The sequence below is a fragment of the Streptomyces griseocarneus genome (assembly GCF_014655595.1).
In the GTDB taxonomy this organism is placed as follows: domain Bacteria; phylum Actinomycetota; class Actinomycetes; order Streptomycetales; family Streptomycetaceae; genus Streptomyces; species Streptomyces griseocarneus.
The window spans coordinates 239,485-264,060 of record NZ_BNBL01000005.1; the positions used below are offsets into that span (position 1 = coordinate 239,485).

25 protein-coding genes are annotated in these 24,576 nt (G+C 70.2%); 11 read left to right on the plus strand and 14 right to left on the minus strand.

Features of this window, described 5'->3' with window-relative positions; all coding sequences use genetic code 11:
* Positions 1 to 47: 47 nt before the first annotated feature.
* Entirely contained in the window at positions 48 to 458 is a 411-nt protein-coding gene (locus IE295_RS15070) for a MerR family transcriptional regulator (protein ID WP_190064134.1), read from the plus strand.
* A 64-nt stretch (positions 459 to 522) separates the two neighbouring features.
* Here IE295_RS15070 and IE295_RS15075 read toward each other — a convergent pair whose 3' ends face one another.
* From IE295_RS15075 to IE295_RS15090, 4 genes are all read right to left on the minus strand, one after another.
* On the minus strand, positions 523 to 1,272 hold the full coding sequence (locus IE295_RS15075; RefSeq protein WP_190064135.1) for a nucleotidyltransferase domain-containing protein: 750 nt from the start codon (positions 1,270 to 1,272) through the stop codon (positions 523 to 525).
* 114 nt (positions 1,273 to 1,386) lie between these two features.
* Positions 1,387 to 1,773, minus strand: a complete 387-nt coding sequence (locus IE295_RS15080; protein ID WP_190064136.1) for a lasso peptide biosynthesis B2 protein — start codon at positions 1,771 to 1,773, stop codon at positions 1,387 to 1,389.
* An 18-nt stretch (positions 1,774 to 1,791) separates the two neighbouring features.
* Complete coding sequence (locus IE295_RS15085; protein ID WP_190064137.1) at positions 1,792 to 2,475, minus strand: hypothetical protein; 684 nt, start codon at positions 2,473 to 2,475, stop codon at positions 1,792 to 1,794.
* A 55-nt stretch (positions 2,476 to 2,530) separates the two neighbouring features.
* The gene (locus tag IE295_RS15090) at positions 2,531 to 2,980 is read right to left on the minus strand and encodes a 2-thiouracil desulfurase family protein (protein WP_190064138.1); all 450 of its coding nucleotides are present in this window, start codon (positions 2,978 to 2,980) and stop codon (positions 2,531 to 2,533) included.
* 152 nt (positions 2,981 to 3,132) lie between these two features.
* Between IE295_RS15090 and IE295_RS15095 the strand changes: the two genes are divergently transcribed.
* Positions 3,133 to 3,603, plus strand: coding sequence for a DIP1984 family protein (locus IE295_RS15095; RefSeq protein WP_190064139.1), 471 nt, complete (start codon positions 3,133 to 3,135; stop codon positions 3,601 to 3,603).
* Between the two features lie 470 nt (positions 3,604 to 4,073).
* On the plus strand, positions 4,074 to 5,327 hold the full coding sequence (locus IE295_RS15100) for a M20 metallopeptidase family protein (protein WP_190064140.1): 1,254 nt from the start codon (positions 4,074 to 4,076) through the stop codon (positions 5,325 to 5,327).
* 395 nt (positions 5,328 to 5,722) lie between these two features.
* On the opposite strand, the gene IE295_RS15105 is transcribed toward IE295_RS15100, so the two are convergent.
* On the minus strand, positions 5,723 to 7,870 hold the full coding sequence (locus IE295_RS15105; protein WP_190064141.1) for a hemopexin repeat-containing protein: 2,148 nt from the start codon (positions 7,868 to 7,870) through the stop codon (positions 5,723 to 5,725).
* A gap of 434 nt (positions 7,871 to 8,304) precedes the next feature.
* A complete protein-coding gene (locus IE295_RS33450) occupies positions 8,305 to 8,586 on the minus strand; it encodes a hypothetical protein (RefSeq protein ID WP_224323255.1) in 282 nt (93 codons plus the stop codon).
* Positions 8,587 to 8,777: 191 nt separating this feature from the next.
* On the opposite strand from IE295_RS33450, the gene IE295_RS15115 reads away from it, so the two are divergent.
* The 3 genes from IE295_RS15115 (at position 8,778) to IE295_RS15125 (ending at position 11,939) form a co-directional block, all read left to right on the plus strand.
* On the plus strand, positions 8,778 to 9,533 hold the full coding sequence (locus IE295_RS15115; RefSeq protein WP_190064142.1) for a dienelactone hydrolase family protein: 756 nt from the start codon (positions 8,778 to 8,780) through the stop codon (positions 9,531 to 9,533).
* 276 nt (positions 9,534 to 9,809) lie between these two features.
* A complete protein-coding gene (locus IE295_RS15120) occupies positions 9,810 to 10,787 on the plus strand; it encodes a LysR family transcriptional regulator (RefSeq protein ID WP_190064143.1) in 978 nt (325 codons plus the stop codon).
* A gap of 60 nt (positions 10,788 to 10,847) precedes the next feature.
* The gene (locus IE295_RS15125) at positions 10,848 to 11,939 is read left to right on the plus strand and encodes a diaminopropionate ammonia-lyase (protein WP_190064144.1); all 1,092 of its coding nucleotides are present in this window, start codon (positions 10,848 to 10,850) and stop codon (positions 11,937 to 11,939) included.
* Between the two features lie 87 nt (positions 11,940 to 12,026).
* On the opposite strand, the gene IE295_RS15130 is transcribed toward IE295_RS15125, so the two are convergent.
* Both IE295_RS15130 and IE295_RS15135 read right to left on the minus strand, forming a co-directional pair.
* Complete coding sequence (locus tag IE295_RS15130; protein ID WP_190064145.1) at positions 12,027 to 12,962, minus strand: NAD-dependent epimerase/dehydratase family protein; 936 nt, start codon at positions 12,960 to 12,962, stop codon at positions 12,027 to 12,029.
* Between the two features lie 83 nt (positions 12,963 to 13,045).
* On the minus strand, positions 13,046 to 13,822 hold the full coding sequence (locus tag IE295_RS15135; protein ID WP_190064146.1) for a hypothetical protein: 777 nt from the start codon (positions 13,820 to 13,822) through the stop codon (positions 13,046 to 13,048).
* A 309-nt stretch (positions 13,823 to 14,131) separates the two neighbouring features.
* Here IE295_RS15135 and IE295_RS15140 point away from each other — a divergent pair, with 309 nt between their 5' ends.
* Positions 14,132 to 14,656 carry a hypothetical protein gene (locus IE295_RS15140; RefSeq protein WP_190064147.1) on the plus strand — a complete coding sequence of 175 codons (525 nt, stop codon included), beginning with the start codon at positions 14,132 to 14,134 and terminating at the stop codon, positions 14,654 to 14,656.
* Positions 14,657 to 14,694: 38 nt separating this feature from the next.
* Here IE295_RS15140 and IE295_RS15145 read toward each other — a convergent pair whose 3' ends face one another.
* Positions 14,695 to 15,240 carry a hypothetical protein gene (locus IE295_RS15145; RefSeq protein WP_190064148.1) on the minus strand — a complete coding sequence of 182 codons (546 nt, stop codon included), beginning with the start codon at positions 15,238 to 15,240 and terminating at the stop codon, positions 14,695 to 14,697.
* Between the two features lie 235 nt (positions 15,241 to 15,475).
* Between IE295_RS15145 and IE295_RS15150 the strand changes: the two genes are divergently transcribed.
* Positions 15,476 to 15,853: a hypothetical protein gene (locus IE295_RS15150; RefSeq protein WP_190064149.1), complete on the plus strand. Its 378-nt coding sequence runs from the start codon at positions 15,476 to 15,478 to the stop codon at positions 15,851 to 15,853.
* Between the two features lie 79 nt (positions 15,854 to 15,932).
* Here IE295_RS15150 and IE295_RS15155 read toward each other — a convergent pair whose 3' ends face one another.
* Complete coding sequence (locus tag IE295_RS15155; protein ID WP_190064150.1) at positions 15,933 to 16,244, minus strand: YkvA family protein; 312 nt, start codon at positions 16,242 to 16,244, stop codon at positions 15,933 to 15,935.
* Between the two features lie 283 nt (positions 16,245 to 16,527).
* On the opposite strand from IE295_RS15155, the gene IE295_RS15160 reads away from it, so the two are divergent.
* Both IE295_RS15160 and IE295_RS15165 read left to right on the plus strand, forming a co-directional pair.
* The gene (locus IE295_RS15160) at positions 16,528 to 18,294 is read left to right on the plus strand and encodes an ATP-binding protein (RefSeq protein ID WP_224323254.1); all 1,767 of its coding nucleotides are present in this window, start codon (positions 16,528 to 16,530) and stop codon (positions 18,292 to 18,294) included.
* Positions 18,291 to 18,932 (plus strand): response regulator transcription factor, encoded by a 642-nt coding sequence (locus IE295_RS15165; RefSeq protein WP_190064392.1) that lies wholly within the window; start codon positions 18,291 to 18,293, stop codon positions 18,930 to 18,932. Before IE295_RS15160 ends, IE295_RS15165 begins: the two co-directional genes overlap by 4 nt.
* A gap of 30 nt (positions 18,933 to 18,962) precedes the next feature.
* On the opposite strand, the gene IE295_RS15170 is transcribed toward IE295_RS15165, so the two are convergent.
* From IE295_RS15170 to IE295_RS15185, 4 genes are all read right to left on the minus strand, one after another.
* Complete coding sequence (locus tag IE295_RS15170; protein ID WP_224323253.1) at positions 18,963 to 19,310, minus strand: peptidoglycan-binding domain-containing protein; 348 nt, start codon at positions 19,308 to 19,310, stop codon at positions 18,963 to 18,965.
* A gap of 120 nt (positions 19,311 to 19,430) precedes the next feature.
* Positions 19,431 to 19,838 carry a hypothetical protein gene (locus IE295_RS15175; protein ID WP_190064153.1) on the minus strand — a complete coding sequence of 136 codons (408 nt, stop codon included), beginning with the start codon at positions 19,836 to 19,838 and terminating at the stop codon, positions 19,431 to 19,433.
* Positions 19,839 to 19,916: 78 nt separating this feature from the next.
* Positions 19,917 to 20,585: a L,D-transpeptidase family protein gene (locus tag IE295_RS15180; RefSeq protein WP_190064154.1), complete on the minus strand. Its 669-nt coding sequence runs from the start codon at positions 20,583 to 20,585 to the stop codon at positions 19,917 to 19,919.
* A gap of 318 nt (positions 20,586 to 20,903) precedes the next feature.
* The gene (locus tag IE295_RS15185) at positions 20,904 to 22,406 is read right to left on the minus strand and encodes a carboxylesterase/lipase family protein (RefSeq protein ID WP_190064155.1); all 1,503 of its coding nucleotides are present in this window, start codon (positions 22,404 to 22,406) and stop codon (positions 20,904 to 20,906) included.
* Positions 22,407 to 23,011: 605 nt separating this feature from the next.
* Between IE295_RS15185 and IE295_RS15190 the strand changes: the two genes are divergently transcribed.
* A complete protein-coding gene (locus tag IE295_RS15190) occupies positions 23,012 to 24,556 on the plus strand; it encodes an MDR family MFS transporter (RefSeq protein WP_190064156.1) in 1,545 nt (514 codons plus the stop codon).
* Positions 24,557 to 24,576 lie beyond the last annotated feature (20 nt).

Consider the following 24,576-nt stretch of genomic DNA (forward strand, 5'->3'; position numbering starts at 1 on the left):
CAAGTCCGGTGACGAGGACGGCACGCGAGGCGGGGAAGAGGCGGGGAATGCGGATCGGCGAACTGGCCCGGCGCAGCGGGGTGAGCGAGCGTTCGTTGCGCTACTACGAGACGCAGGGACTCCTGAGGGCGGAGCGTACTCCGGGCGGCCAACGGTATTACGGTGACTGGGCGGTCGACCGGGTCGTCCGCATCCAGGCGCTCTACGCCGCGGGCCTCAACAGCAAGAAGATCGCGGAGCTGCTTCCCTGCATGCGGGACGCGGACGGCGGTCCGTCCGAGATCGCCACCGCGCGGCTGGTCACCGACCTCACCGCGGAACGGGACCGCATCAATCGCATGATCACCGACCTGATCGGCTCCCGCGACGTCCTGGACGAGGCCATCGCCACGGCCTCGGCCGGTGCGTACGCCTCCGCCGCTCCCGGCGCCGGCCCCGTCGGGGCGGACCGCGGATAGCGGCTGGACGGACCAAAGGCGCGGGGCGAGACGTCTCTTCCGTCTCGCCCCGCTACTTCCCCCCTCAATCGGCAGCTTTGAAAAGCTCCTCGGCCGCGGTGACGGCCCGCGCCAGGGTGTCGGGATCCGACCGCAGCCGGCTCATGATCGTGTCGATTCCCCGTAGCCCGGCCCGCTGGAGAAGCCGTTTCTCGTTGGTGGTCCACTCGCCGCGCTCGGCCAGCACCGCATGTGCCGTCTGCAGGGCGGCGGTGGCCAGCGCCCCCGCGACCTCGGTGGCCTGGCCACGACGCACGTACGCGCTCTTGGCGTAGTGGAGCGTCGCGGCCGCCCGGTCACGCCACACCGGCGGGGCCGCCTCGCGCAGTGCCCGCGGGTACTCGGGACGGGGCAGGGTGCCGCGCAGCACCTGGTTGACGGCGAGTTCGGCGACCAGCAGATAGCTGGGGATGCCCGCGAAGTGGAACATCAGCGGCTCCCAGTGGAAGCGGCCCTGCCGGGCCTCGGCGAGTTCGTGGTCGACGACGTCGAGGTCGCGGTAGTGGACGTCGACGTGCCGCCCGTCGATCGTGAGCCAGGCTCCACCGTTGAAGACGCCGCCGCCCCAGTCCCCGATGCCGGAGACCTCGCCGTCCCAGCCGACGGCGCGCAGGTCGGCCGGGTCGAAACCACCCCGGTAGTACACGGCCACGTCCCAGTCGCTGTCAGGGGTGTGGGTGCCCTCGGCCCGCGAGCCGCCGAGGGCGACGGCGCGTACGGAGGGCAGGGCCGCGAGGCGGTCGGCGACATGGTCGAGGAAGATGTCGTCGGTCATACGTATCCGATCGTGAGAAGTGAATGACGGGCGATGCGGGCACACCGGGGGAACGCCGGAGCAGGGGCTCGGACGGCGTCATGCGGATCGGTGCGCCGGGGCGGTGTCAGCACTTCATGGAGCAGACCCTACCGCCCTGCCCGCGGCGCCGGTCTCCTCATCCGCGATCAGCCGGTGTGCCGGTCCGGAACGGGGCGCCACCGTCAGCGGTGGTTGGTGATAGCCGGCCGGATAGGGCTCGTCCACGTCACGGCCTTCGGCCGCCACCCAGGCGTGAGCGCCGAACGGGGGAGCGATGCGCACCCCGACGTACCACGTGGGAAAGGTTCCCGACATCCGGCACAGCAGCGCGGTGGCGATGGACCGCTGCAGACAGCCGCGGGCCGCGGCGCACTTCCAGCTGATGCTGGTGACGACGGCGCGGGCCCGGCCGGCCTCGTCGTAGGTCGCGGGCCGGGCCCCCGCACGTCCCGGGGGCGATGCCGATGGTCTGCTCGTCACTCATGGCCGCTCTTCGCGTCACTGATACAACGAGGATGTGGGACGCGAGCACGTGCGCAATGACTGCTTCGACATCACGTGCCAGGCGCCGGTGTGAATCGTCGCGAGCTCGCGGTGCCGCCCGCGGTCGGGGGCCGGCGCGGCCCCTTGCCCGGCCGCGCGGCGCAATTCCTTCCGTACCAGCTCCACCGCCTCCGGGCCGGCCCATTCGGGCAGGAATACGGGTGCCCACCAGCCGGCCTCCGCGAACTGCCCGGCCGGCGTACGGGGCGTGCCGTTCGTTCCGGGCGGCGTGCCCAGGCCGGCCGCGGCGGCCAGCAGCCACGCCTCGTAGGTCCGGTAGCGCAGCAGATCGCGGCAGACCGCTGTCAGCGGCCGGCGGCTCTGCGCGGCGACCGCTCTCACGTAGCTCATCCCGGTCCACGGCCGCTGCCTGAGGAGCTGTCCCAGCCAGGCGTGCCCGGGCGCCGACATCTCGTCGCCGCCCAGCCCCATCAGGTGGAGTGCGGTGCCGTGCGCGTTGCCCCGCGCCACGGTGTGACGGAAGCGGCCGCGGTAGAGCATCAGGGCGAAGGGCTCGTCGAAGCCGTCGTCGGCGTCGAGCGTGTCCGCGTACGCCAGCGGCCATCCTCGGCGGGGATGACATCGTGCAGCACCGGGTGGCCGTCGTCCCGCAGACCGGCCGCCGTCCGGCGGGCCCACGCGACGTCTGTCCAGGGGGCATTGGAATGTCCATGGGCCGTTGGGGCGGGCGACTTCACACTCCGGGTGCGGGCCGCACGGCGATCCCGTTCCGCTCGAGCAGCGCCGCCGTCACCCCGTCTCCCGGCACCAGCACCCCGGCGAACGACCCGTCGTACACCACACCCCGTCCGCACGACGGACTGCGCGGCATCAACAGCGCCTCCGTGCAGCCTCCGTGCCGCGCCGCCGCGAGTGCGCGCCGTGCACCGTCCACGAACTCCGCTGTCACGTCACGCCCGGTGTCCTCGACGACCCGCGCCGTCCCGTCGAGTACGTCGTACCCGTCGCCGCCCACCAGCTCCGCGGGCCGCCGCGGTGTTGCGAGCCCGCCCGCGACCTCTGGGCAGAAGGAGACGACTTCGCGGCCGGACACTGCCTCCTCGAGCTCCGACGACGCCTTGTGACGCCCGTCGAACCGGCACGGGACTCCCCGCAGACATGCGCTGACCAGGACTGCTTCCATGCCGCCAGGCTAGCCATACGCCGCTCCCGGCGGCGGCCGGCCGACATCGAGTGCTCGGGCCCGGCTCCGGTGGATCGAAAAACCTGATGCGTTTGAGCCCGTTTGTATCCGTATGCTTGTGCGAAATTCACGACGGGCGGGAGGTGGAGACAATGAAGCTTGCTGAGGCGCTGGCAGAGCGTGCGGAGGCGGCGCGTCGTGTGGAGCAGCTGCGAGCGCGCGTTGTCGGCAGCGCGCGGTATCAGGAAGGCGAGACGCCCGCCGAGGACGCGGCCCGGTTGCTGGCCGAGGTCAATGAGGTGCTGGACGCCCTCGAGACATTGATCCGGCGGATCAACCGAACCAATGCCGCGGTGCGGATGGGTCAGGACGGCACACTCACCGACGCGCTCGCGCGCCGGGACGTGCTGCGGCTGCGCCATTCGGTGGTCACCGCGGCGGCGGATGCGGCAGCGGGTACGGGCGAGCGCGGATACGGCCGGCAGCTCCGGTCCGAGCTGATGATGCTCTCCGCGCTTCCGGTCGCGGAACTGCGCGGTCAGGCAGATGTCATCGCACGGGAGATCCGCGAGATCGACATGCGGATCCAGCGGGCGAACTGGGAGGCCGACCTGCTGGACTGAGCAGTTCCAGCAGGGCGTGACGATGTGGAGCAGGTAGTCGTCTCGGAGGCGTGCACACACCGAGGGCCGGCGGTCTTCCGGCCCCACCTGGCGCGTGAAGAGCAACGCTTGGGGTTCGATTCCCCATCTACAGTGCAGCTCAGAACCGTGCACAGGTAAAGGTGCACATTGCACAGCACATCACCGCGTGCAGATCCGGGACGGCGAGGGCGGGTTCGGGGTTTTCCACATCGCGACAGGCCGGGCCGTAGGCCGTAGGCCGCAGAGGACGGCGGTTCTCGCGCCGCAACACACGGAAGTCGGCCGTACTCTGCGGCTTTCCGGTCAATACGGTTCGCATGCCTTGCGGGATCCCGTGCGCCCGGATTCAATCCTGTGTTTCACCAGCGACCGAATCGAACCGGAACGCTCAACTCGGTGTTGTTCCGAACCGCGAGCACGCAGGAATGTCTCTTCGGCAAAGGAGCGACATGGAGAGTCGGGCACCTGGCGACGACCACGCGACACCCCCGTCGCACCTGCTCGCCGAGGCACACAGGCTCCTGCCCGGCGTCATCGCCGTGCGCCGCGCGATCCACCGCACTCCGGAGACCGGCATTCATCTTCCGCAGACCCAGAAGACCGTACTGCGCGCACTCGCCGGCCTGGGGCTGACCGTCTCCGTCGGTGAGGGCCTCAGCTCGGTCGTCGCGGTCCTCGAGGGTGCGGCCCCGGGCCGTACCGTTCTGCTGCGGGCCGACATGGACGCACTGCCGCAGCAGGAGGACACCGGGCTGGAGTTCGCCTCGCAAAGGGAAGGCGTCATGCACGCCTGCGGCCATGACACCCACACCGCCATGCTCGTCGGGGCGGCCCGGCTGCTCGCGGCCCGCAGGCAGCGGCTCGCGGGGCGGGTGGTGTTCATGTTCCAGCCCGGGGAAGAGTTCGGCGGCGGGGCCCAGCTCATGCTCGAAGAGGGAGTACTGGGCGACGCGGAGGAGGCCCCGGCGGTGGACGGGGCCTTCGCCCTGCACATCGCCGCCCGCTACGAGGCGGGCACGGTGCACCTGCGCCCGGGCCCGCAGTTCGCCGCCGCCGACGTCCTGCGCATCACCGTACGCGGCCGGTCCGGTCACGCGGCCGCGCCCCACAAGGTCCTCGACCCGGTCCCCGTCGCCTGCGAGATCGTGCAAGCCCTGCAGACCATGATGACCAGGACCGTCAGCGTCTTCGACCCGGCCGTCCTCACGATCACCAGCGTCTCGGCGGGAAGCACGTCCAACGTCGTGCCGGAGACCGCCGTGCTCTCCGGCACCTACCGCACCTTCACCGACACGAGCCGGCAGGTGGTGCGCGACGGCATCATGCGGGTCGCCCACGGCGTGGCCTCGGCCCACGGCGCCGTGGCGGACGTCGAGCTCATCGACGGATACCCGGCCGTGCACAACGATCCCCGGTTCACCGCCCACGTGCGCAGGGCAGCCGCGACGGTGGTCGGCCCAGCCCGCGTCCACGAATTGCCCCACCCGACCATGGGCGGCGAGGACTTCTCGTACGTCCTGCGGCGCGTGCCCGGCGCGATGGCCTTCCTCGGGGCCTGCCCACCGGACCGTTCGCCCGCGACGGCTCCCGACAACCACTCCAACCACGTCGTGTACGAGGAGAGCGCCATGGCGGTCGGCACCGCCGTGCACGCCGCGGTCGCCGAGGCGTTCCTGTCCGGTCCGCCCGATGCGGGTCTGTGACTTTGAGTGATACCTGGCCAGCGGTCTCTGAGCTCCGCAGGTCGGTCGGTGAAGCGGGTCTGTAGCTGGCCAGTTCGTGGCTCCATAGCTGGCCAGCGCCCTGGCACCCCCCGCAGCCCCTCGTCCAACCCCGGTAACAGCCGTGCCACATCGGCGCGTTCGCGCTCCAGAAACGCATGCCGCCCCACTCCCTGCGGGCCGGGCGGCCCCGGAAGGCAACGTACCCGGGCGCAACCGTCGTGGTGCCCGGTTCCGCCCGGTCCCGCGCCGCCGCCGCACCGCTGTATTCGCACCCGCCGGCTGACCGGCGCCGCCCGTACGCTGCTGGTGCCCGGGGCGCAGAGAGTGACAGCTCCCTCCCCGGACACCGGCATCAGCGCACCCCGCCGTACGCGTCAGGTGGGGAAGCCGAGGTTCCAGCCGTCGATGATGCGTCGGGGGCCGACGTGGATCTTGTCCTCTTGCGGGTTGTAGCGGATGTAGGAGTCGCCGCTGAACAGCCAGGCGTCGTTGCTGCCGGGGGCCACGCACGCGGCGTCGATGCGCCGGGTGAAGGGCTCGACCAGGCCTTTCCACCTTTCGGCGATGGGTGTGGGGCCAATGACGAGTTCGTCTTCCTTGAGGTGGTAGTGGACGTACTGATCGCCCGAGAAGATCCACACGGTGTTGGGGTTCGTGGGGTCGGGGAGGGCGGCGTCGATGCCGTACTCGAATCCGGTGCCCTTCAGCCCGGTCCAGCCGTCCGCGATGGGGCGAGGGCCGACGTCGACCCTGCTGTTCTCGAGGTCGTAGCGCAGGTACTGGTCGTCGTGGAAGAACCACGCGGCAGCAGGCTGGCCGACCTCTTCAGGCCTGGGGATGGTGGCGTCGACGCGGTCGGCGAAGCCGTTGGTGTCCAGGTGGGGCCATCCCGAGGCGACCGTGGCCGCCTCCTTGGTGACGGTGTTGTTCGCGAGGTGGAACCGGAGGTAGAGGTCGTCGTGGAACATCCAGACCTCCGTGGGCGTGACGCCGCCCGTGCAGGGCAGGACGGCGCTGACGCCGTCGACGAACGTCTTGCGCCGCAGCGAGGCCCAGCCCTCGTGGACACGCTTGGGGCCCACCTCGATCGTGTGGGTCTGGATGTTGTAGCGGACGTAGTCGTCACCTCGGAAGAGCCACAGTTGGTCGGTGCTCCCGGGCACGGTCAGGGCGACGCTGACGCCGTGGGCGAAGGGAGTGTTCGCGAGGCCGGGCATGTGCTGTGCGATGGGGTTGGGGCCGGTGATCGTGTCGTTGTCCAGGTGGTAGTAGAGGACCTCGGAGTCACGGAACAGGAAGAGGCCGCGGGTGGGGTCGCCGGGGTCCTGGACGGCGGCGTCGATGTAGTCGACGAACGAGGTGGTGCCCAGGACGGGCCAGCCCGCGGCGATCTCCCGGGGGCCGCCGACGATGTTCCTGGTGCCGACCTGGTAGCGGACGTACTGGTGTCCGCTGAACATCCACACGTCGGTGGAGCTGCCGGGGACGGCGACGAGGGCGTCGGTGCGCAACGCGAAGTCGGTGTCCTTCAGGAGGGGGAAGTCGGACGCGAAGGGATGGGGGCCGGAGTCGATCGCGTCGGTGTTGAGGTTGTAGTTCAGGGAGGTACCCGGGCGGAAGAAGTACGCCCCGTGCCCGTCCGGCAGGTTCCCGCCGGCGTCCAGCACCGGATAGAGGCGACGACCTGGGCGCGACACGTCGGCGACCGCGCCCGGCCTCGCCGTGCCGGCTCCGGAGGTGGAGGGACCCGGTTGGCCGCCGGGCCGGCGGTGCAGGATCGTCACCGCCAAGGCCACCGCGGCGAGGTCGCGGTAGGCCTGGGTGAGGGTGGTGGTGTCGGGTACGGGTTCCCCCGGCGCGTTGTTGTACCGGTCGAACAGGCCCGAGAGCGAGGACCAGTTCGTCTCGGCCTCGGTGATCTCGTTCCGCTGGCCATCGGAGATTTCACCGCTCGTTGCCCATATCCCCGCCAGGGTTCCCGCGATCATACGAAAGCGCGTGGCTTCGCAGACCATCTCGACCAGGAAGCCCATCGCGGCCCGCTGGTAGTCGCGCACTCCCGGCTGCTCCCTGAGCTGCAGGAGCGCGGTGTGCAAGTTCGCCCAGCCGAGCCGGGCCTGCGGTATACCGTCGGTCCCGTAGCCTTCCCTGATCCCCGTGTCGTGGAGGGCGAACCCCTCCTCCGCGGCCATCGCCCCGACCCCGGCGGTCGGGTTCGACAGGTGGTAGAAGTCCGTCTGTCCGGTGAGGGTGAAGCCCCACCCGTACAAGTCGGTGTCCTGGATGTACCAGTCGACCAAGTCCTCGCCTCCCGCGCGGAGGCGGACCACGAACATGCTCTCGGAGCTGTCGCGACGGTGACTCTGCCGGAGCCGGTACATGCGGACCTGCCGGTCGGCGGACACCTGGATCCGGTCGCCTTGGACGGTGGCGACGTGGTCCCGGATGGCGTTGATGCACGCAGCGTAGGCGGTGCGGTTGGGGTCGTCGAGGTCCAGGGTGGCCACGAGGGGCGGAGGCATGTCGATCTCCTGTCTCAAAGCGTCGGAATGAGGCCGGATCACACGCACGGTCGGGATCGCACACCGGCGGCCCACGCACCGCATCCGGCATCGCCCGACACGGCCGCGGGCGCCGCGAACCGGCCCCACCACGCCGAGCCGACGCTTCGGGACCACCGCCCGTGCACGAATACAAAGGCCCGGCCGGCCTGCCGTCCCCGACCAACCCACGCTTGCGCGACGCCCCCACCCCCGCTCACACCGTCGCAAACCCGGCATCCTCAGTGAACGCCCCCCGCGACCGCGGGCGGAAGACCAGACCCGGCCGACCCCGAATCCCGCCCGACACAGCGCCGACCGGTGCGGTTCACGGCCGAACGCGTCCAGCCGAATCGGGCGGCGCTCCTACGTGCGTGTGACCGCCGCAAGACCACCGCCGGCGGCCGGGCCGGACGTCAGAACTCGTCCTCCATCGCGGCCTCGCAGGTACTGCAGAGACGGTCGGCGCATTCCGGGGGGTACCACGAGGAACCGGGGTGTTCCGACGGCTTCCACGGGGCCGCCTCCATGGCGAAGGTGTCCTTGCCGCAGAACGTCCGCGGGCCCAGGGCCGAGGAGCCCGGGGCGGTGGGCGCCGCATGCACCCGGCGGACGACCGGGGCCTCCTCCCCGCCGGGCGCTCCGCCGGCCGCGGTCGGCGCCTTGTCGAGCTCGTACACCGTGATGATCTTCATCATGCGTCCGACGGTAGACCGCCCTGCGGGAAACGCCCCGGACGCGCGCCGTGGGAGCGGACGTCGATGTGCCGTGTGGGCGTCCTGCTGCCTTGGGCAGAGTGCAACTGCGGCCCGGGAAGGGGGCCGGGCTCCACCGGCTCGGGCTAGCGTGGCGAACTCCAGCAGTGTCGATCAGGAAAGAGCGGTGCACGATGCCCAGCCGGATACTCGATGTCCCCACGCCCGACGGTACGGCCGACGCCTATCTCGCCTTCCCCGATGACGGCGGCAGCCACCCCGGCGTACTCCTCTACATGGACGCCATCGGACTGCGGCCCGTGATCCGCGAGATGGCCGAGCAGCTCGCGGCGCACGGCTACTGCGTCCTGGTGCCCAACGTCTTCTACCGCACCGGTCGCGCGCCCGTGCTCGAGCTCCCCGACCTGACGGACGCGAAGAACCGCGCGGCCTTCATCGCCCGCGTCATGCCTCTCCTGGCCGAGCACACCCCGCAGCGCGCCCTCTCCGACGCCCAGGCCTACCTGGACTTCCTGACCGCACGGCCCGAGGTCCGCCCCGGCCCCGTCGGGGTCGTCGGGTACTGCATGGGAGGGGCGCTGGCCCTGCGGACCGCGGCGGCCCACCCCGGGCAGGTGGCTGCCGCGGCCGGCTTCCACCCCTCCTGGCTGGCCACGGACGCGCCCGACAGCCCGCACCTGCTCGCTCCCAAGGTGAGCGCGGAGGTTCACTTCGGGATCGCCGAACACGACGACTCGATGCCGCCAGAGGTCGTCGCGCGGCTGAGCGCGGCCCTGGACGAGGCCGGCGTCCGCAATACCTGCGAGGTTTACCCGGACACGCTGCACGGCTTCACCATGGCGGACACGGCGGTCTTCAACCGGGCCGGACTCGACCGCCATTGGGACCGCCTGCTGGACCTCTTCGCACGGAACCTCAGCGGTAGCTGATAGAGGTTGTGTCCCACACCCAACCCCCGTACGGGTGTGGGACGTTCCGGCAGAGATCTCGGTGCGCAGCCGGGTGAGGAGGCACCGGAGTGCCGTCGTGCGTTCGTAGGGGCGGGGGACGGGCGGGGGCATTGCGAGGAGCCACGTTCGCGCACCCCCTGAGCGAGAGATCATCGGGCACGCCACTACTGTGCGGTGTTCCCGCATGTGCGGTCCAGTGAATGTTTTCGTCGTATATTCGTCACGAAATCCGAACGGTTGGTGAGTGGGGATGGCATGACGTTCGATCTGCACAAGCTGCGGTTGCTGCGGGAACTCAAGCACCGCGGCACGCTCTCGGCCGTTGCAGCCGCGCTGTCGTACAGCCCCTCATCCGTCTCCCAGCAACTCTCGCAGCTGGAGGCGCAGGTCGGCCTCCCGCTCCTGGAACCGGTGGGGCGCCGAGTGCGGTTGACGCCGCAGGCCGAGATCCTGGTCGCGCACACCGAAGCCGTTCTCGAGCAACTGGAGCGGGCCGAGGCGGACATCGCTGCCTCGCTGACCGGACTGACCGGCACCCTGCGCATCGCCTGCTACCAGACGGCCGCGTTCGCCCTGGCGCCGAACGCGCTGACCTTGCTGCGCGACTCCCACCCCGGACTACGGGTCCACCTCACCCAGGCCGAGCCCGAACAGGCCCTCCCCGCCCTGCTCGCACACGACTTCGACCTGGTCGTGACCGAGGAATACCCCGGAAATCCCAGCCCCCGCCCGGCGGGCCTGGAATTCGAGGACCTCCGCGAGGATCCGCTGCGCCTGGCCACCCCGCCCGGCGAGGGGAGCGAGGTCGGCCTGGCCGACCTGCGTGACCGGCCCTGGGTCCTGGAGCCGGAGGGAAGCGCCGCCCGGCGCTGGGCCCTGGGGGTATGCCGCTCGGCCGGCTTCGAGCCCGACGTACGGTTCGAGTCCGCCGACCTCCTCTTCCACGCGCGCCTCGTCGAGGAAGGCCACGCCATGGCCTTTCTCCCCGACCTGGTCTGGAGCGGCCGCACCCCGGCCGTCACGCTCCACCCGCTCCCTCAGGGCCTCGACACGCGCACGATCATCACGGCGGTGCGGGTGGGGAGCAGCCGCCACCCCGCCATCGAGGCCTGCCGCAAGGCCCTGCGCCAAGCAGTCGCGGACCTCGACACCTCGGACGTCGACACCTCGGAGCGCGCACCCGACCCGGCCCGCCGGCCGAAGAAGCGCTCGCCAATCGTTCGGATTCCGTGAACGGAACTGGCCGGAAACATTCGCTGGACCGCATGGGCGAGGGCGCCGCAGGGTGGTGGGGTGTTCGAAGAACCTTCTGCGCGGTGGTACGCGAGGCCGGCTCCCCGTACCCCCATCGCCCACCCCTCCGCCCCCGCCGCCGTGCGGGAATTCCACGCCTCCCTGTCCGGATACAGCCCGACGCGATTGGTAGAACTGCCCGACATTGCAAGGGAGTTGAATGTCGGGCGCGTCTTCGTGAAGGACGAGTCCGCCCGCCTCGGACTGCCCGCCTTCAAGGCTCTGGGCGCCTCCTGGGCCATCCACCGCGCGCTCTCCGAGCGCGACACCTCCACCCCGGTGACGCTCGTCACCGCCACCGACGGAAACCACGGCCGTGCCGTGGCCCGAATGGCCCGCCTCCTCGGGCAGCACGCGCACGTCTTCGTCTCGGCCGGCGTCCATCCCGCCGCCGCGGACGCGATCGCCGGCGAGGGGGCCCGGGTGACACGCGTCGACGGCCCGTACGACGACGCCGTACGCCGGGCCGCCACCGTCGCGGACGAGACCGCGGACGCCTTGCTCGTACAGGACACCGCCTGGCCCGGCTACGAACGCGTCCCCGGCTGGATCGTCGAGGGTTACTCGACCCTCTTCCATGAGATCGACGACCAACTGGCCGCTGCCGGGGCGCCGCACCCGGACCTCGTCGCCGTACCGGTCGGCGTCGGCTCGCTGGCCCAGGCGGCGGTCACGCACTACGGAGGCTCCGCTGGCCGGGACTCCGCACTGCTCGCGGTGGAGCCCGTGGCCGCCGCCTGCGTACTGAGCTCGCTGGTGCGCGGCGAGCGCCTCAGCACGGCCACGGGCCGGACCACCATGGCGGGGCTCAACTGCGGTACGCCGTCCGCACTCGCGTGGCCGTTGCTGCGCGACGGGCTCACGGCAGGCGTGGCCGTCACGGACGAGCAGACCGCCCGAGCCGGCCGCGACCTGGCCGCGCTCGGCGTCTCGTCCGGCCCGTGCGGCGCGGCCTCACTCGCCGGGGTCCGGGCTGCCGTACGGACCGAAGACCGCCGGGCCGCCCTGGGGCTCCACCCGGACGCGACGGTCGTGCTGCTCAGCACCGAAGGCACAGCGGCCAACCCGCACCACGAGGCATACGAGCAGTAGCCGTCAGGGGCGATGCCACTCTGTGCAGCAGGATGGCCGACTGGAATCCTTCGCTGCCGCAGGCGTCATCCCGCGGCGGCGAGTCGCTCATGCCGTCAGTTGCTTACGCCACCACTCCACCGTTGCCGTGACCTGCTCGTCGACGGGGGTGGCTCGTACCGCGAACTCAGCCTCGTAAGCGCTTGAATCAACGACAAACGGGCGGTCGAACTGGTAACGGATCTCCTTCAGCTCGCGGATCAGCGGGGAGAAGACCGACGCGACCCCCAGCACGGCCGGCGAAAGCCTGCGCACCGCGACCGGCCCCGTTCCCGACCGGGCGGCAAGGCGGTCGACCATCTCCCGCGTGGACAGCGCGGGCTCCGTCGGGACGTGCCAGGCCCGCCCCCAGGCCCGCTCCTCGCCCGCGACCTCGACCAGGGCCCTGGCCACATCAGGGAGGTAGCTCCAGCTGTGCGGAGCGTCCGGATCCCCGAGCGTGGAGACCGGCTTGCCGCGCAGCAGCCGCGGCATGACCCGCGCGGCCAGGTGCCCGCCATCGGTCACGCCGGGCCCGAAGAAGTCCGAGGCACGCACCTCGACCGCCTTGATGCGCCCCTGCTCGTGCAGGTTCTGCGCCTGCTCCCAAACGGCGGCGCGTACCCGCCCCTTGGTGCCGGTCGCCGCGAGCGGCAGTTTCTCGGTCATGGGACCGTCCACCGGGCCGTAGCCGTAGAGGTTGCCCAGCATGACCAGGACGGCCCCGGTCGCCTCGGCCGCCGCGCACACCGACGAGGCCAGCGGCGGCCATTCACCGGCCCAGCGATGGTAGGGCGGCGCGGCACAGCTGTAGATCGCGGCCGCGCCCTGCGACGCCTCGATCAGCCGCTTGCTGTCCGTCGCGTCCAGCGCGACGTGCTCGATCCCGGGCTCCGGGCTTCGGCCCGACTTGGTGACGACCCGAACCGAGTGACCCTGCTCGGCCAGCAGCCGAGCAGTGGCCGCCCCGGCGGGCCCGAATCCCACAACGACATAAAGACTCACTCACGCACACTAGCGCGAGTGTGCGATGCCTCTGCTTCCGCTCTCGCTCCTGCTCGTGCGTACGGCGCCGCAGCGCGAACTGCTCAGGGCTGGACCGTGACCGGCTTCTCGGCGCGCAGGTCGCTGACGAAGCCGTCCTTGACCACCCGCATCCAGTAGGCGTGCGTGCGGTCCGCCGGGGGGATGCCGGCGTCACGCTCCAGCTTGCGGTCCATCGACGTGGCACCGCCCGGGACGTCCCGCTGGAACGTGTAGGGATGCCAGATGCCGACCTCACTGCTGTAGAAGGGCTTGCGCTCCATCAGCATGACCTGGTCCGGGTTGCCCTGCGCGGGCTTCCACGTGACGCGGACAGTGGCCGCGTCGAGGCGGTCGACGGACGTCAACGCCGGTGCCTTCGGGATCACCGAGGAGGCGGCGGGCTTGAGGTCGGCGCCGTGGATCGTGCGCGGCACGGACGGTTCGTAGTGTTCCGGGTGGTCCAGCTTCCCCGTGACCCGGAGCGCGGTGGGGGCCTGACCCTGCCCACCCGCACACGCGTCGACCTGGACTACTTTCTGCCAGCCGCCGGAGAACCTCACGAAGTCCTCCTTCTGGACCGGCAGCTCGCGGGCGGCGCCGCCGATGATTCCGCTCACGGAGTACACGTAGCGGGAGTCGTCGGAGCGGACCACCTGGTAGCTGCACCGGTCCACGGCCGCGGCGCGCGCGTCGATCGTCGGCTGCTGGCGCGACGGCGCGTCGGCGGCGGATCCGGCGGCGGGGGCCGACTGAGCCGCTGTGGCGACGCCTGCGCCCGAGGCGAGGGCCCCGAGACTCAGGGCGCACGTGGCGATCGCGGTGGCGATACGAGCGGGCATGCATCCTCCGGTGACATCCAATGGGATCTCGATCAGGTCTGGACGCTACCGGCAAGTGACGGTCAAAAAGAAGTCAAGTTCCAGCAAAGTAGAAGACTTTGCGCCAACTTCGGCTTCACTCCCTACGGTCGGACGCCCAGAGAGCCAGCCCCGCCCACAGCACGGTCACTGCGGCGATCACGAGCCCGGCCGTCCCTGTCGCCCGGTACACGTCGGCGGCAGCGTGCACGATTTCGTCTCCCAGCAGCTCACCGACGTTGTCGGCCGAACCAGATACGGGCGGTCCAGGTTCTGCCAGGCTGACAGGCCGTGACCGCTTACGAATTGTTGCTCATCGGTGGTGGTGCGGGCGTAGGGAAGACGACCGTCGCATGGGAAGTGTCCGCGGCGCTGCGGGAGAGGGGAACGGCGCACTGTCTGATCGAGGGGGACTACATGGATCAGATCCACCCGGCCCCCGCCGGTGACCCTTGGCGCACGGCGATCACAGAACGGAACATCGCGGCCGTCTGGTCCAACTACGCCGCACTTGGCCAGCATCGCCTGATCTATACCAACACGGTGAGTGTCCTGGAAGGGCCGATGATCAGCCGGGCCATGGGCGGCGGCGAGGTCAGAGTCACCTGCGTCCTGCTCACGGCCGAGGAAGTGACCGTGAGAGAGCGGCTCACCCAACGGGAAATCGGATCCGAGCTTTTCGCTCACATCGAGAGGAGTCTGCGGATGGCACGCCGTCTCGGTGACAAGGCCCCCGCGGGAACGGTCCGTATCCCGACGGACGGCCGGTCGGTGCAGGACATCGCCACGCAAGTAATCCAGGCAGCCGCTTGGTAGAGGCGGGCGACGACCCGCAACCGGCTGCGCAGTGAGCGTCAGAAGAAGCGGGGCCGTCGGCGCAGCCTGCCGTACAGGATGCACGCTTCCATCGCCGCGAGCAGTCCTCCACAGGTCCAGGCATGGCCGGACGAGAGGCCGTTGACGTCAGTGCCCAGCCGCGGAGGCAGCCAGTCTTCCGGATCCACCACGAGGGTCACGTGTTGCGCCGGCTTCACGGTGTTGTCGCAGCCGCTCGAGTCACCCACCTCGTAGGTCAGCGTCCGTCCGGAGTCCGACCGGGCCACGGAGCAGGTGCGGCCCTCGCCGTGCTTCCTGTGGTAGGTCTCGACGTCGGCTATCACCGCCTCGTACCGGGTGCCTCGCTGATCCAGCACGTAGTCGTCGAGGGCGGGCCCCACGAACAGGCCGAGGGCGAAGCCGAGGATCGCCACACATGTGCCGGGGCCGGCCCCGGGCCCGCACATCGCGCCGGCCACCACCAGCACGAGCAGGAGAAGAAAGGCGCTGACCAAGAGCAGAAGCACTCCCCGGCTCTGGTTGAGCCAACCGCACCCTGCCACTGCCAACGGCGTGAGCATCACGAGCCCCAACGTGGTGGGCCACCTGCGCGATGATTCGGGACTTTTCAACCCCCGAACCCTCTCCTTCTCCTGGGGCCCACTCGCGACTGTCTTCACCGGTCTCGCTTCCTTTCCTCGGTCACCGAACCCGTGCTTCAGGAGACATCGTCAATCCCCTCGGCTTCCGGGGAGAAAATTACGGGGGGTGGCGCGGAGGGTTCCTGTGGGGGTCGGACGAGGGGTGTAGCGTCCGGGCATGACCTCAGTGCCGCCCAGGTTTCCGCCGCATTCGATCCGTGGCGTGCGCATTCGGCATCAAAGGGTGAGCTGCGCACCGCACTTCGCGGAGATTACGGTGGATTTCGAACCTGCGGATTCGGGCTTCGCTTTTGAGGTGACCGAGGGCCTTGCAGTGGAATACGAACCCGCCGAGGACCTGCCGCGCTTCTTCGCGGCGGCCGCCGCGGGAATCGAGGAGCAGCTGAGCCTGCCCGAGCACGGCGTCGTGATCGCCACTCGGGTGGTGCTGCGGCAGGCCCGTGCCCACACGTTCGGCTCCCATGAACTGGCTTTCAAGATCGCGGGCTATCTTGCTGCCCGCGAGGCCTTGCGCTGCACCCCGCTCCGGCTCTGAGCCGCAACAGACACCAGGCCCCGTCGGCTACCGGGCCGGCAGCGGCTCGCCAGCGTCGAGCTGACACACCAACGCATCATCACGGCGTTGGCTTCCGCACGTCTCGCGTGTGCCGAACGCCTGCCGCGTCGGCGGCTTCGTGCAGCGACCGCAGTGCCAGCAGCAGGACCCCGATGTCGTCCAGGTAGATGGGGTCGGGCAGCAGGTCCACGGGGGAGACGAGGTAGAGCAGGGCGCCCCAGAAGAACACCTTGCTGCTGTCCGGCACCCCGGCGCCGCGCAGCAGCCGCCGGGCCCTGAAGAGCCGGACCGCGACGACCACCGCCACGACGGCCGTCGCGGCGGACAGCACGGCCAGGGCACCGACGACGATCCACAGTGTGTCGCTCATGCCTACCGCCTACCCGGGACGGCGGTCGCAGGCCCGCACATTCACCTCATGAGCGCTGTCGCGGGTGCCCGCCCGAAGGCCCACGCCCGGGGGCTGCCTCGACCACGCGTCGCGTATGGCGGAGATCGGCGTATGGGATCGCCGCGTCTTCCACAATGTCGTGTACACGCTCCGCGCTCGTCGCGGTCGACCGGAGTTCAGGAGAAGCATGTACGGCAAAGGGCCGTGTGAGGAACGTCCGCCGGGGACCGTCGGTTCGCGGGCGCTCGTGGGGTGGGGCGCCGTGGCGTTCGTCGCGGGGCTGGGCGGTTGCTGGGCGTACGCCCGGATCGGAGCGGAGCCGGTCGATCTGGTGCGGGACCTGTCGGTGGGGTGGGCCTTCGCCGCCTCGGGGCTGGTGGCGTGGGCGCGGCGTCCGGCCAACCGCACGGGACCGCTGCTGCTCGCCGAGGGGCTGGCGTGGTTCCTGGGCAACCTCCAGGGGCTGCCCGTGCCGCTGCTCTTCGCGATCAGCGCCTGGGGGGAAGCCCTCAACATGGCCGTCCTCGCCCATCTCCTGCTGGTGTTCCCGGACGGACGCGCCAGCACCGCGCGCGAGCGGCGGGTGATCGCCGCCGGATACCTGTTGGTGGCCGTAGGCGGTCTGATCCGTGTGCTGCTGTACGACCCGACGGCGGACAGCTCGACGAGCTACCTCTCCTGTCCCGAGTGCGGGCCGAACGCGTTCCTCGTCCTTCACGACACGGACCTCTTCGATGCCGTGGATCTGGTCTACCGGTGGGCCGGCGTGGTCCTCACGGTCCTGGTCGCCATGACGATGGTCCGACGGTGGCGTACGGCCAGTCGAGCCCGGCGCCGCGTCCTGCTGCCGTCCTGGGTGGCCGTCGGGCTGACCCTCACCTTTGTGGGGTGGGAGGTGCTGTACCTGCTGATGCCCGAGGCCCTGAGCTCGGCCGACGCCGTCCTGACCGTCCCGTCGGACATCAGCGAGGTGGCGGTGCCCGTCGTCTTTCTGGTGAGTCTGCTGAGGATGCGGCTTCGGCGGGCGTCCGTCGGCGACCTTCTCGTGACGGCCGGTCGCGCTCCCACGGCACGTGACCTCCAGGAGGTACTGCGTCAAACGCTCGGTGACTCGTCGCTGGTGCTGGGGCTGCGTACGGGCGACGGCGGCTATGCCGACCCGGACGGCCGACCGCTGACGGCACCACCCGCTCGGGCGGGGAGCAGTGTGACGCACGTGGACACCGGGCAGGGCGCCGACGCCGTCCTGGAGCACGACAGCGCGCTCGGGGAGGACCCCGCCCTGCTGGCCGCGGCCGGTGCCGTCGTCAGGATGTGGTTACGCGACGCCCGGCTCCGCGCGCAGGCGGACGAGCGGGCGGACAAGGCTCTGATGGTTCCCCGCCGTCTGCTCCAGGCCGCGTACGAAGAACGCCGACAGCTCGAGAGGGACCTGCACGACGGCGCGCAAACGCGCTTGCTGTACACGCTCATGACGCTGCGGCGCCTCGGTCCCCGGCTGCCCAGCGGTGCCGATCCGGCACTGCGGCGTACCGTCGCCGAGGCCGAGGAAAGCCTGCGCCAGGCGCTGGAGGAGCTACGGGACCTCGCTCGCGGCATCCACCCCGCGGTCCTCGGCCAATCCGGGCTCGGGCCGGCCCTGACGGCACTGGCCGAGCAGTGCCCGGTGCCGGTCACGGTCGAGGCCGAGCCCGGTCGATACCAACCGCTCGTCGAGACCACCGCCTACTTCGTGGTGTGTGAAGCCATGGCGAACGCCGTCAAGCACGCCGCTGCCCGGTGCATCGAGGTGCGCTCGCGCCGCATCGGGACCCGGCTCGTCGTCGAGGTGGCGGACGACGGCGTCGGCGGTGTGGACGATCTGTCGTCGGCCACGTCGTCCTCCTCCTCGTCCTTCTCCTCCTCCTCGTCCTCCGGCTCCGGACTGCGCGGCCTCGCCGACAGGGTTTCCGCGGTGGGCGGCACGCTGGAGGTGGAAAGCCCGCGGGGAAAGGGCACCTGGATACGTGCGGAGCTGCCGTGCGAGTGATCGTGGCGGAGGACTCGGCGCTCCTGCGTCAGGGGCTGGTCCGTCTCCTCGAGGACTGCGGGGTCGACGTGGTCGGGGAGAGCGGCGAGGCGGACGACGCGCTGCTCGCCCTGGTCGAGGCGGAACGGCCGGACGCGGTGCTGCTCGACATCCGCATGCCGCCGACGCATACCGACGAAGGCGTTCGCGCCGCCGAGGCGATCTTGGCCTGCTGTCCGGGCACAGGCGTGCTGCTGCTGTCCCAGTACGTCGAGACGAGCGCAGCCGTCCAGGTGCTCGCACGCAGTCCACGCGGTTTCGGATACCTCCTCAAGGACCGGGTCGCCGACGCAGACGAGCTGTTCGACGCCTTGAGGAGGGTCGTCGCCGGGGAGTCGGCCGTCGACCCGGATATCGTCACCCGGCTGCTGCGGCGCCGACGCGTCGACAGCGCCCTGGACGGACTGACCTCACGCGAACACCAGGTGCTGGCCCTGATGGCGGAAGGGCGGTCGAACGAGGCGATCAGCCGGCGCCTGCAGGTCAGCGCCAAAACGCTGGAGACGCACATCCGGAGCGTGTTCGCGAAGCTGGGGCTGGAGCCCGACCTCGCCGCGAACCGTCGTGTCCTCGCCGTGCTGACCTACCTCCGCGCGTGACGCCCGGGCCGCGGGCCGGGGCAGGTCGTGCTACACACAGGAGTGGTCGAGCAGCCCGGCCCAGGTGCCGGGGCCGACCATGCCGTCGACCTGCTTGCCCCGGAAGCCGCAGGCCCGTTGGAAGGTCTTCACCGACCGGGTCGTGCCGCTGCCGAACACGCCGTCAGTAGCGGTCGGGATCCCGCTGCTCGTGAGTTTCTGCTGCAGGAACGTCACGCATGTTCCGCGGTCGCCCTGCGAGAGGAACGGCCGGGTCGTCGCGCACCGGTGAGCGGTCGCCGCTCCGCCCGGGAGCGCCGACGCCTCCGCTGTCACGGAAGCGCAGGTCAGGACGGTGACGCCGATCAGCGCGGCGAAGAGGACACGAGGCGCTTTCACGATGGTGCTCCTTCGGTGAGGTCGGGATGAACCGCGCGGCACCCCAGGGGGTGCCGCGCGGTGGCCTTGCGCATGATCGTCCGTACGGGCTCCGGCACCCGGACAGGCCGGGCAGGAGCGTCAGCAGTGGGCGAGGCCCTTCGGCGGGTCCTTCGGGGTGTTGACGTTGCCGCCCCAGATCCACACGCCGTCCAGGTAGCGCTTCATGGGCTTGCCCATCCAGACGCTGCCCTCGTACCAGACATTGGTGCGCTGGCCGCCGGAGCTGACGGTCTGTCCGCGGCTCCAGCAGTCGATGTCGATGTAGGCGCCCTGCCCGGCCGTGCCGTAGACGCGGCTCTTGAGAGTCTTGCCCCCGCGGATGTTGCTGTGCAGGTCCACGCTGTACCTGTCTTCCACCTTCACGCCGGCGGACGAGGCGGGCGAGGCGGGTGTGGCCTCAGCGGCACTGGCAGCGGTGCCCGCCATGAGGGTGGCGGTGGCGGCCACGCAGGCCAGCACGGCCTTGTTGCGAAGACGAATCGGCACGATGTCCTCCCTGGAGACGGTGCTGCTGTTCTTGCGGCTCCTGCTGTTCCTGGTTGTCGCAGCGGCTGTGTCCACGCTTCACGAGATGTAGAGCTTGGCAGGCTTGGGGTAGGTGTCCCGGTAGCCCCGGAGCTCGCGGATGTCGGACGGCTTGAGCTTGATGCAGCCGTTGGACTTGTAGTCACGGTCGCCGTCCCAGCGGTACGGGCTGTCGCCGCCGTTCGCGGGACCCTGAGTGCCGTTGGGCCGCATCTCGCTGTGGATGAAGAGTTCCGTGCGCTTCTTGCCGGTGTGGCACTTGTGGTCGCTCAGAAGCCAGGAGATGCCGTTCACTCCACGCGAGCCGCCGTTGTGGTTGTTGTAGAAGGTCTTGATGTCGTAGGTGCCGTCGGGCAGCCAGCCCTTGTTGGTGGCGCACGTGTCCTTGCTGCCGTTGCCCGACCCGGCGCGCCAGCTGTCGACGGTGTAGGTGCGTTGGCGGTCCGCGTCGATCCGCTGCACGAAGACCAGGCTCAGACGGGAATTCGACGGGTCCCGAGGGTTCTTCTTGAACGACAGGTACGTGTAGCTCCTGGCGGCGGACGACGAGGCGTCGTCGGAGGAAGCGTTCGTCGCGGCGCCGGTGTTCACGTTCGCGGCGGGGGCCGTGGGGGCTTCGGCAGCCACGGCGTTCAGGGCCGGTCCCGGCAGTATCAGGGCCGCCGTCGCCATGGTGACGGCGTACGTGAAGCGCTTGACGTGATTCATGCGGTGTCTCCTTGTGCGGCGAGTCCGAGGCCGAGCCCGAGACGGCCGAGTCCGAGTCCGAGCCCGAGGCGATTCGCGAATGGACCGTCGGGGGGACGCCGTGGCCACGCCACTCACACGTGGAGCCCGCCGTCTCCTGCCGTCGGCTGGAGACGGTCGGCGTACGCTGTGCCCGGCAGCCGCCCCCGTGTCCGGCTGCCGGTGTTGCCAAAACTAGAAGCCCAGGCCACCGCGCACATCGGGGCTAACCCTGAGGCGGCACTCCGGCATCAGGACCCGGCGAAGAACTTCACCAGCAGAGCGACACCGTCCTCCAGCTCACGGAAGCAGCACCGGAAAGTCCGCCTCGGCCCAAAGTGCGCGAAGGGCAGCGGGCTTGTCGTCGTTGGCGTCACCGTCGGTATTCCAGATTTTGGCCTGGGTGGAGGAGCCGTTGACCGATGGCCAGCCCGGGTTTCCGGTGGCAGCGAAATCGGCCCAGGCACGCACCATGCGGCGTGCCAGTTCACGATCCGCAGACGTGGGTGCGCCGCCGATGAGGAACGCCAGGCAGTCGCTGTCCAGATTGCCGAAGGCGAAAGGAATGTCCGCACAGTGCCAGGCCCGCACGACCCCCTGCGGACCGCTGCGCCGCCGGTCGAAACGCGACAGGAACGCCCGGCCGCCGGCCTGGGCGTGAGACTCGGCGAGTCGGTTGCTGAACTCGCCGAACAGCAGATCACCGAAGACGGCGAGATAGACGTCGAGCACCGGGGCATGGGGCATCGCAGCGCGATAGCCGGCCACCAGGCCGTCGGGGAGGCCGAAGTCTTCGGCGAAGGGAGCGAGCTGTTCATCGGTGATGATCTTCGCGCTGCTGCCGACGGCGTCGAGCAGCCAGTACTCCTCCGTGGTGTGGCAGACCAGCAGGTCCACTTCCCGGGTCGCACCGGCGGCCATCCCCGTGAGGGGATCGGTGGGCAGGACATCGCCGTCAAGGACCGGGGCGTAGAGCGAGGGGTCGTAGTGGCGGGACCCGGAGGCGGGGTCACGCCGGTAGTCGTCGACCACCTGGTCGGAGGCGATGACCAGGACCTCCGGAGTCGCCGAGGTGAGGCCCTCGGGAGTGGCGGGGCAGCCCGCCGCCGCAGCGACCTCGCGGGTGGTCGCCGCAGCGATGTCGAGCGTGTAGCAAGGGCTGGCGACGCTGTGGGCGATGGCACGCCGGAACAGACCGCGGGCGCGGTCCATCACCATCAGGCAGGCGACGGATGCGGCTCCGGAGGAATGGCCGGCGACCGTGACGTTGGCGGGATCGCCACCGAAGGCGGCGATGTTCTCACGCACCCAGCGCAGAGCCGCGACCTGGTCGAGCAGGCCCCGGTTGTCCGGGTGGGCGAGGCCTTCACCGGCCGGGACGTGGCCGAAACCCTCGAAGCCGATCCGGTAGTTGAGCGTGACCACGACCAGACCGGCGCGTGCCAGCACGGTGCCGTCGAAGTCGGGCTGAGCGGAGGACCCGAAGGTGTAGGCACCGCCGTGGATCCAGACCAGGACGGGCAGGCGGCCGCCATCGGGAGCCGGAGTCCAGACGTTGACGGTGAGGATGTCCTCGTCGCCAGGAGACCACGCAGGTGCGCCGGGCAGCTGCGCCGACTGCGGGGCGATCGGGCCGAAGGCCGTACAGTCTCGTATTCCGGTCCATGCCTGAGCCGGGAGAGGCTCCCGGAAGCGGTTGACGCCGAACGGCGGGGCGGCGTACGGGATGCCGAGGACGGCGACGACGTCGTCAGACGCCCGAAAGCCTTGGACCACACCGTTCTTCGTCGTGAAGATTTCCATGGGGACTGCCTCTCGTGACACGGCACGGCACGACACGGCACGACACGCCGGATCGCCGGGGGAGGGGCGGCGCTTCGGCTTTGCGTCGCTCAGCGCGCCAGGACCAACACCAAGATCATGACGATTGGCGCCGTGGTGATGTCAATCCCTCACTGCCAACAGTCGTCGCCGTACGACGCCGTACGTCGCCATATGACGCCGTACGACCGGGGGCCGGCACGATTCGCGGTTGCACTGTTCCCGGATCGTCGGCTAGCGTGCCGGGCATCCGTAATCGACGCAGAGGAGCGGCGAGAGACAGACGAACAATGAAGGACCGTGATCAGCAAGTCTGCTGACTGGCGATCACTGGTTGAGAGGGCCGAGGAAGGCCGGAGTCGGACGAGATCCGACCACCCCATCTCCGCTGCCGATGACAGGCGGCGTTCTTCGACGAGTTCGTTCTGCGTACTCCCACTCCGGGCGATGCCGTGTTCCACCGCGTCGCTCGTCGATTACAAGGACCTTTCATGGCTTCCCGTTCATCCGAACCTGCCATCGACACCGTCGGCGCACCGGCCTCGCCGACTCCGTCGACCACGACCAACACGGTCGTACTCACCCTCATGGCAGCAGTATTCCTGTCGCTGCTCGACTCCCAGATCGTCGCCACGGCGCTGCCCCGCATGGTCGGCGACCTCGGCGGAATCGACCAGTTCGCCTGGGTCACCACCGGTTACCTCATCGGCGGCAGCGCCACCGTCCCCGTATTCGGAAAGCTCGGCGACCTGTTCGGACGCAAGCGCGTCTTCATGGCCTCCCTCGTCGTCTTCCTGGCCGGATCGGCCCTCTGCGGTCTCGCCCAGACAATGGCTTGGCTCATCACCTTCCGCATCGTTCAGGGAATCGGCAGCGGCGGCCTGTTCATCTGCGTCCTCGCCCTCCTCGGCGAGATGTTCTCCCCACGCGAAGGCGCGCGCTACTACGGCTGGTTCTCCCTCACCTTCGGCGCCGCCTCGCTCGCCGGACCCGCCCTCGGCGGAGTCCTCACCGAACTCGTCGGCTGGCGCTGGGTGTTCTTCGTCAACCTGCCCATCGGCGTCGCGGTCCTCGCCGTCGTCTCCTCAACGCTGCACCTGCCCGCCCAGCGCAGGAAGGTCCACATCGACTACGCCGGCATCGTCCTGCTCGTCGCCGCGATCGTCGCCCTGAACCTGCTCACCGGCTGGGCCGGCGCCACCTACGCCTGGGACTCGCCGGTCACCCTCGGCCTCGCCGCCGGCTCCGTCCTCGCCGTGGCGCTGTTCGTCCTGTCGCAGCGCCGCGCGGCCGACCCCGTCGTACCGCTCCGGCTCTTCGCGAACCGCAACTTCACCATCGTGGTCGCCCTCGGCTTCATCGCCGGTTTCGTCGGCCTCGGCCTGGTCAACTACCTGGTCCTGTGGCTCCAGACCGTCCTCGGCCTCGACGCCCAGCAGTCCGGCTACGTCCTCACCGCGATGATGCTCGGTGTCGTGCTGTCGTCCTGGCTCACCACCAAGATCATCGGCCGCACCGGTTCCTACCGCTGGTTCCCGGTCCTCAGCATGGCCGCCTTCGCCGTCGCCGCCGCTCTGTTCACCACCGCCGGCCCGCGAACGGGCATCGCCCTCACGGTCGGGTACGTCCTGCTCTTCGGGGTCGCCGCCGGCCTCAACTCCCAGTCCCTGAGCCTCGCCGCCCGCTCCATCGCGAGCAGGCAGGACATCGGGGCCGTCCAGGGCACCGCCACCCTCATGCGGCAACTGGGCACCGGGCTCGGCGTCTCCTCGTTCGCCGCCCTGATGACCGCTCGCCTCGGCGCCGGACTCCAGCAGCGATTCGGCGGTCAGTCCGATGCCGGCCTCGATCGGAACGGCTCGCTCTCGCCCGAGACGCTGGGCCGCCTCTCCGACTCCCTTCGCTCCGAACTCGCCGCTGCTTACGCGGATTCGCTTCACGCCGTCTTCTATGCGGTGATCCCGATCGTTCTGATCGGGCTGGTGACGGCGCTGTTCCTCCAGGACGCCCCGCTCTCCGACGGCCAGAGTCAGAGCCGGGGCCAGAGCCGGAGCCAGAGCCCGAGCCGCGGCAGCGCCGAGCCCGATCAGCCCACCGCGCCTGCGGCCGCCGCCGACCGCGGCGAGTCCTGACCTTCTCTTCCGCTCCACGG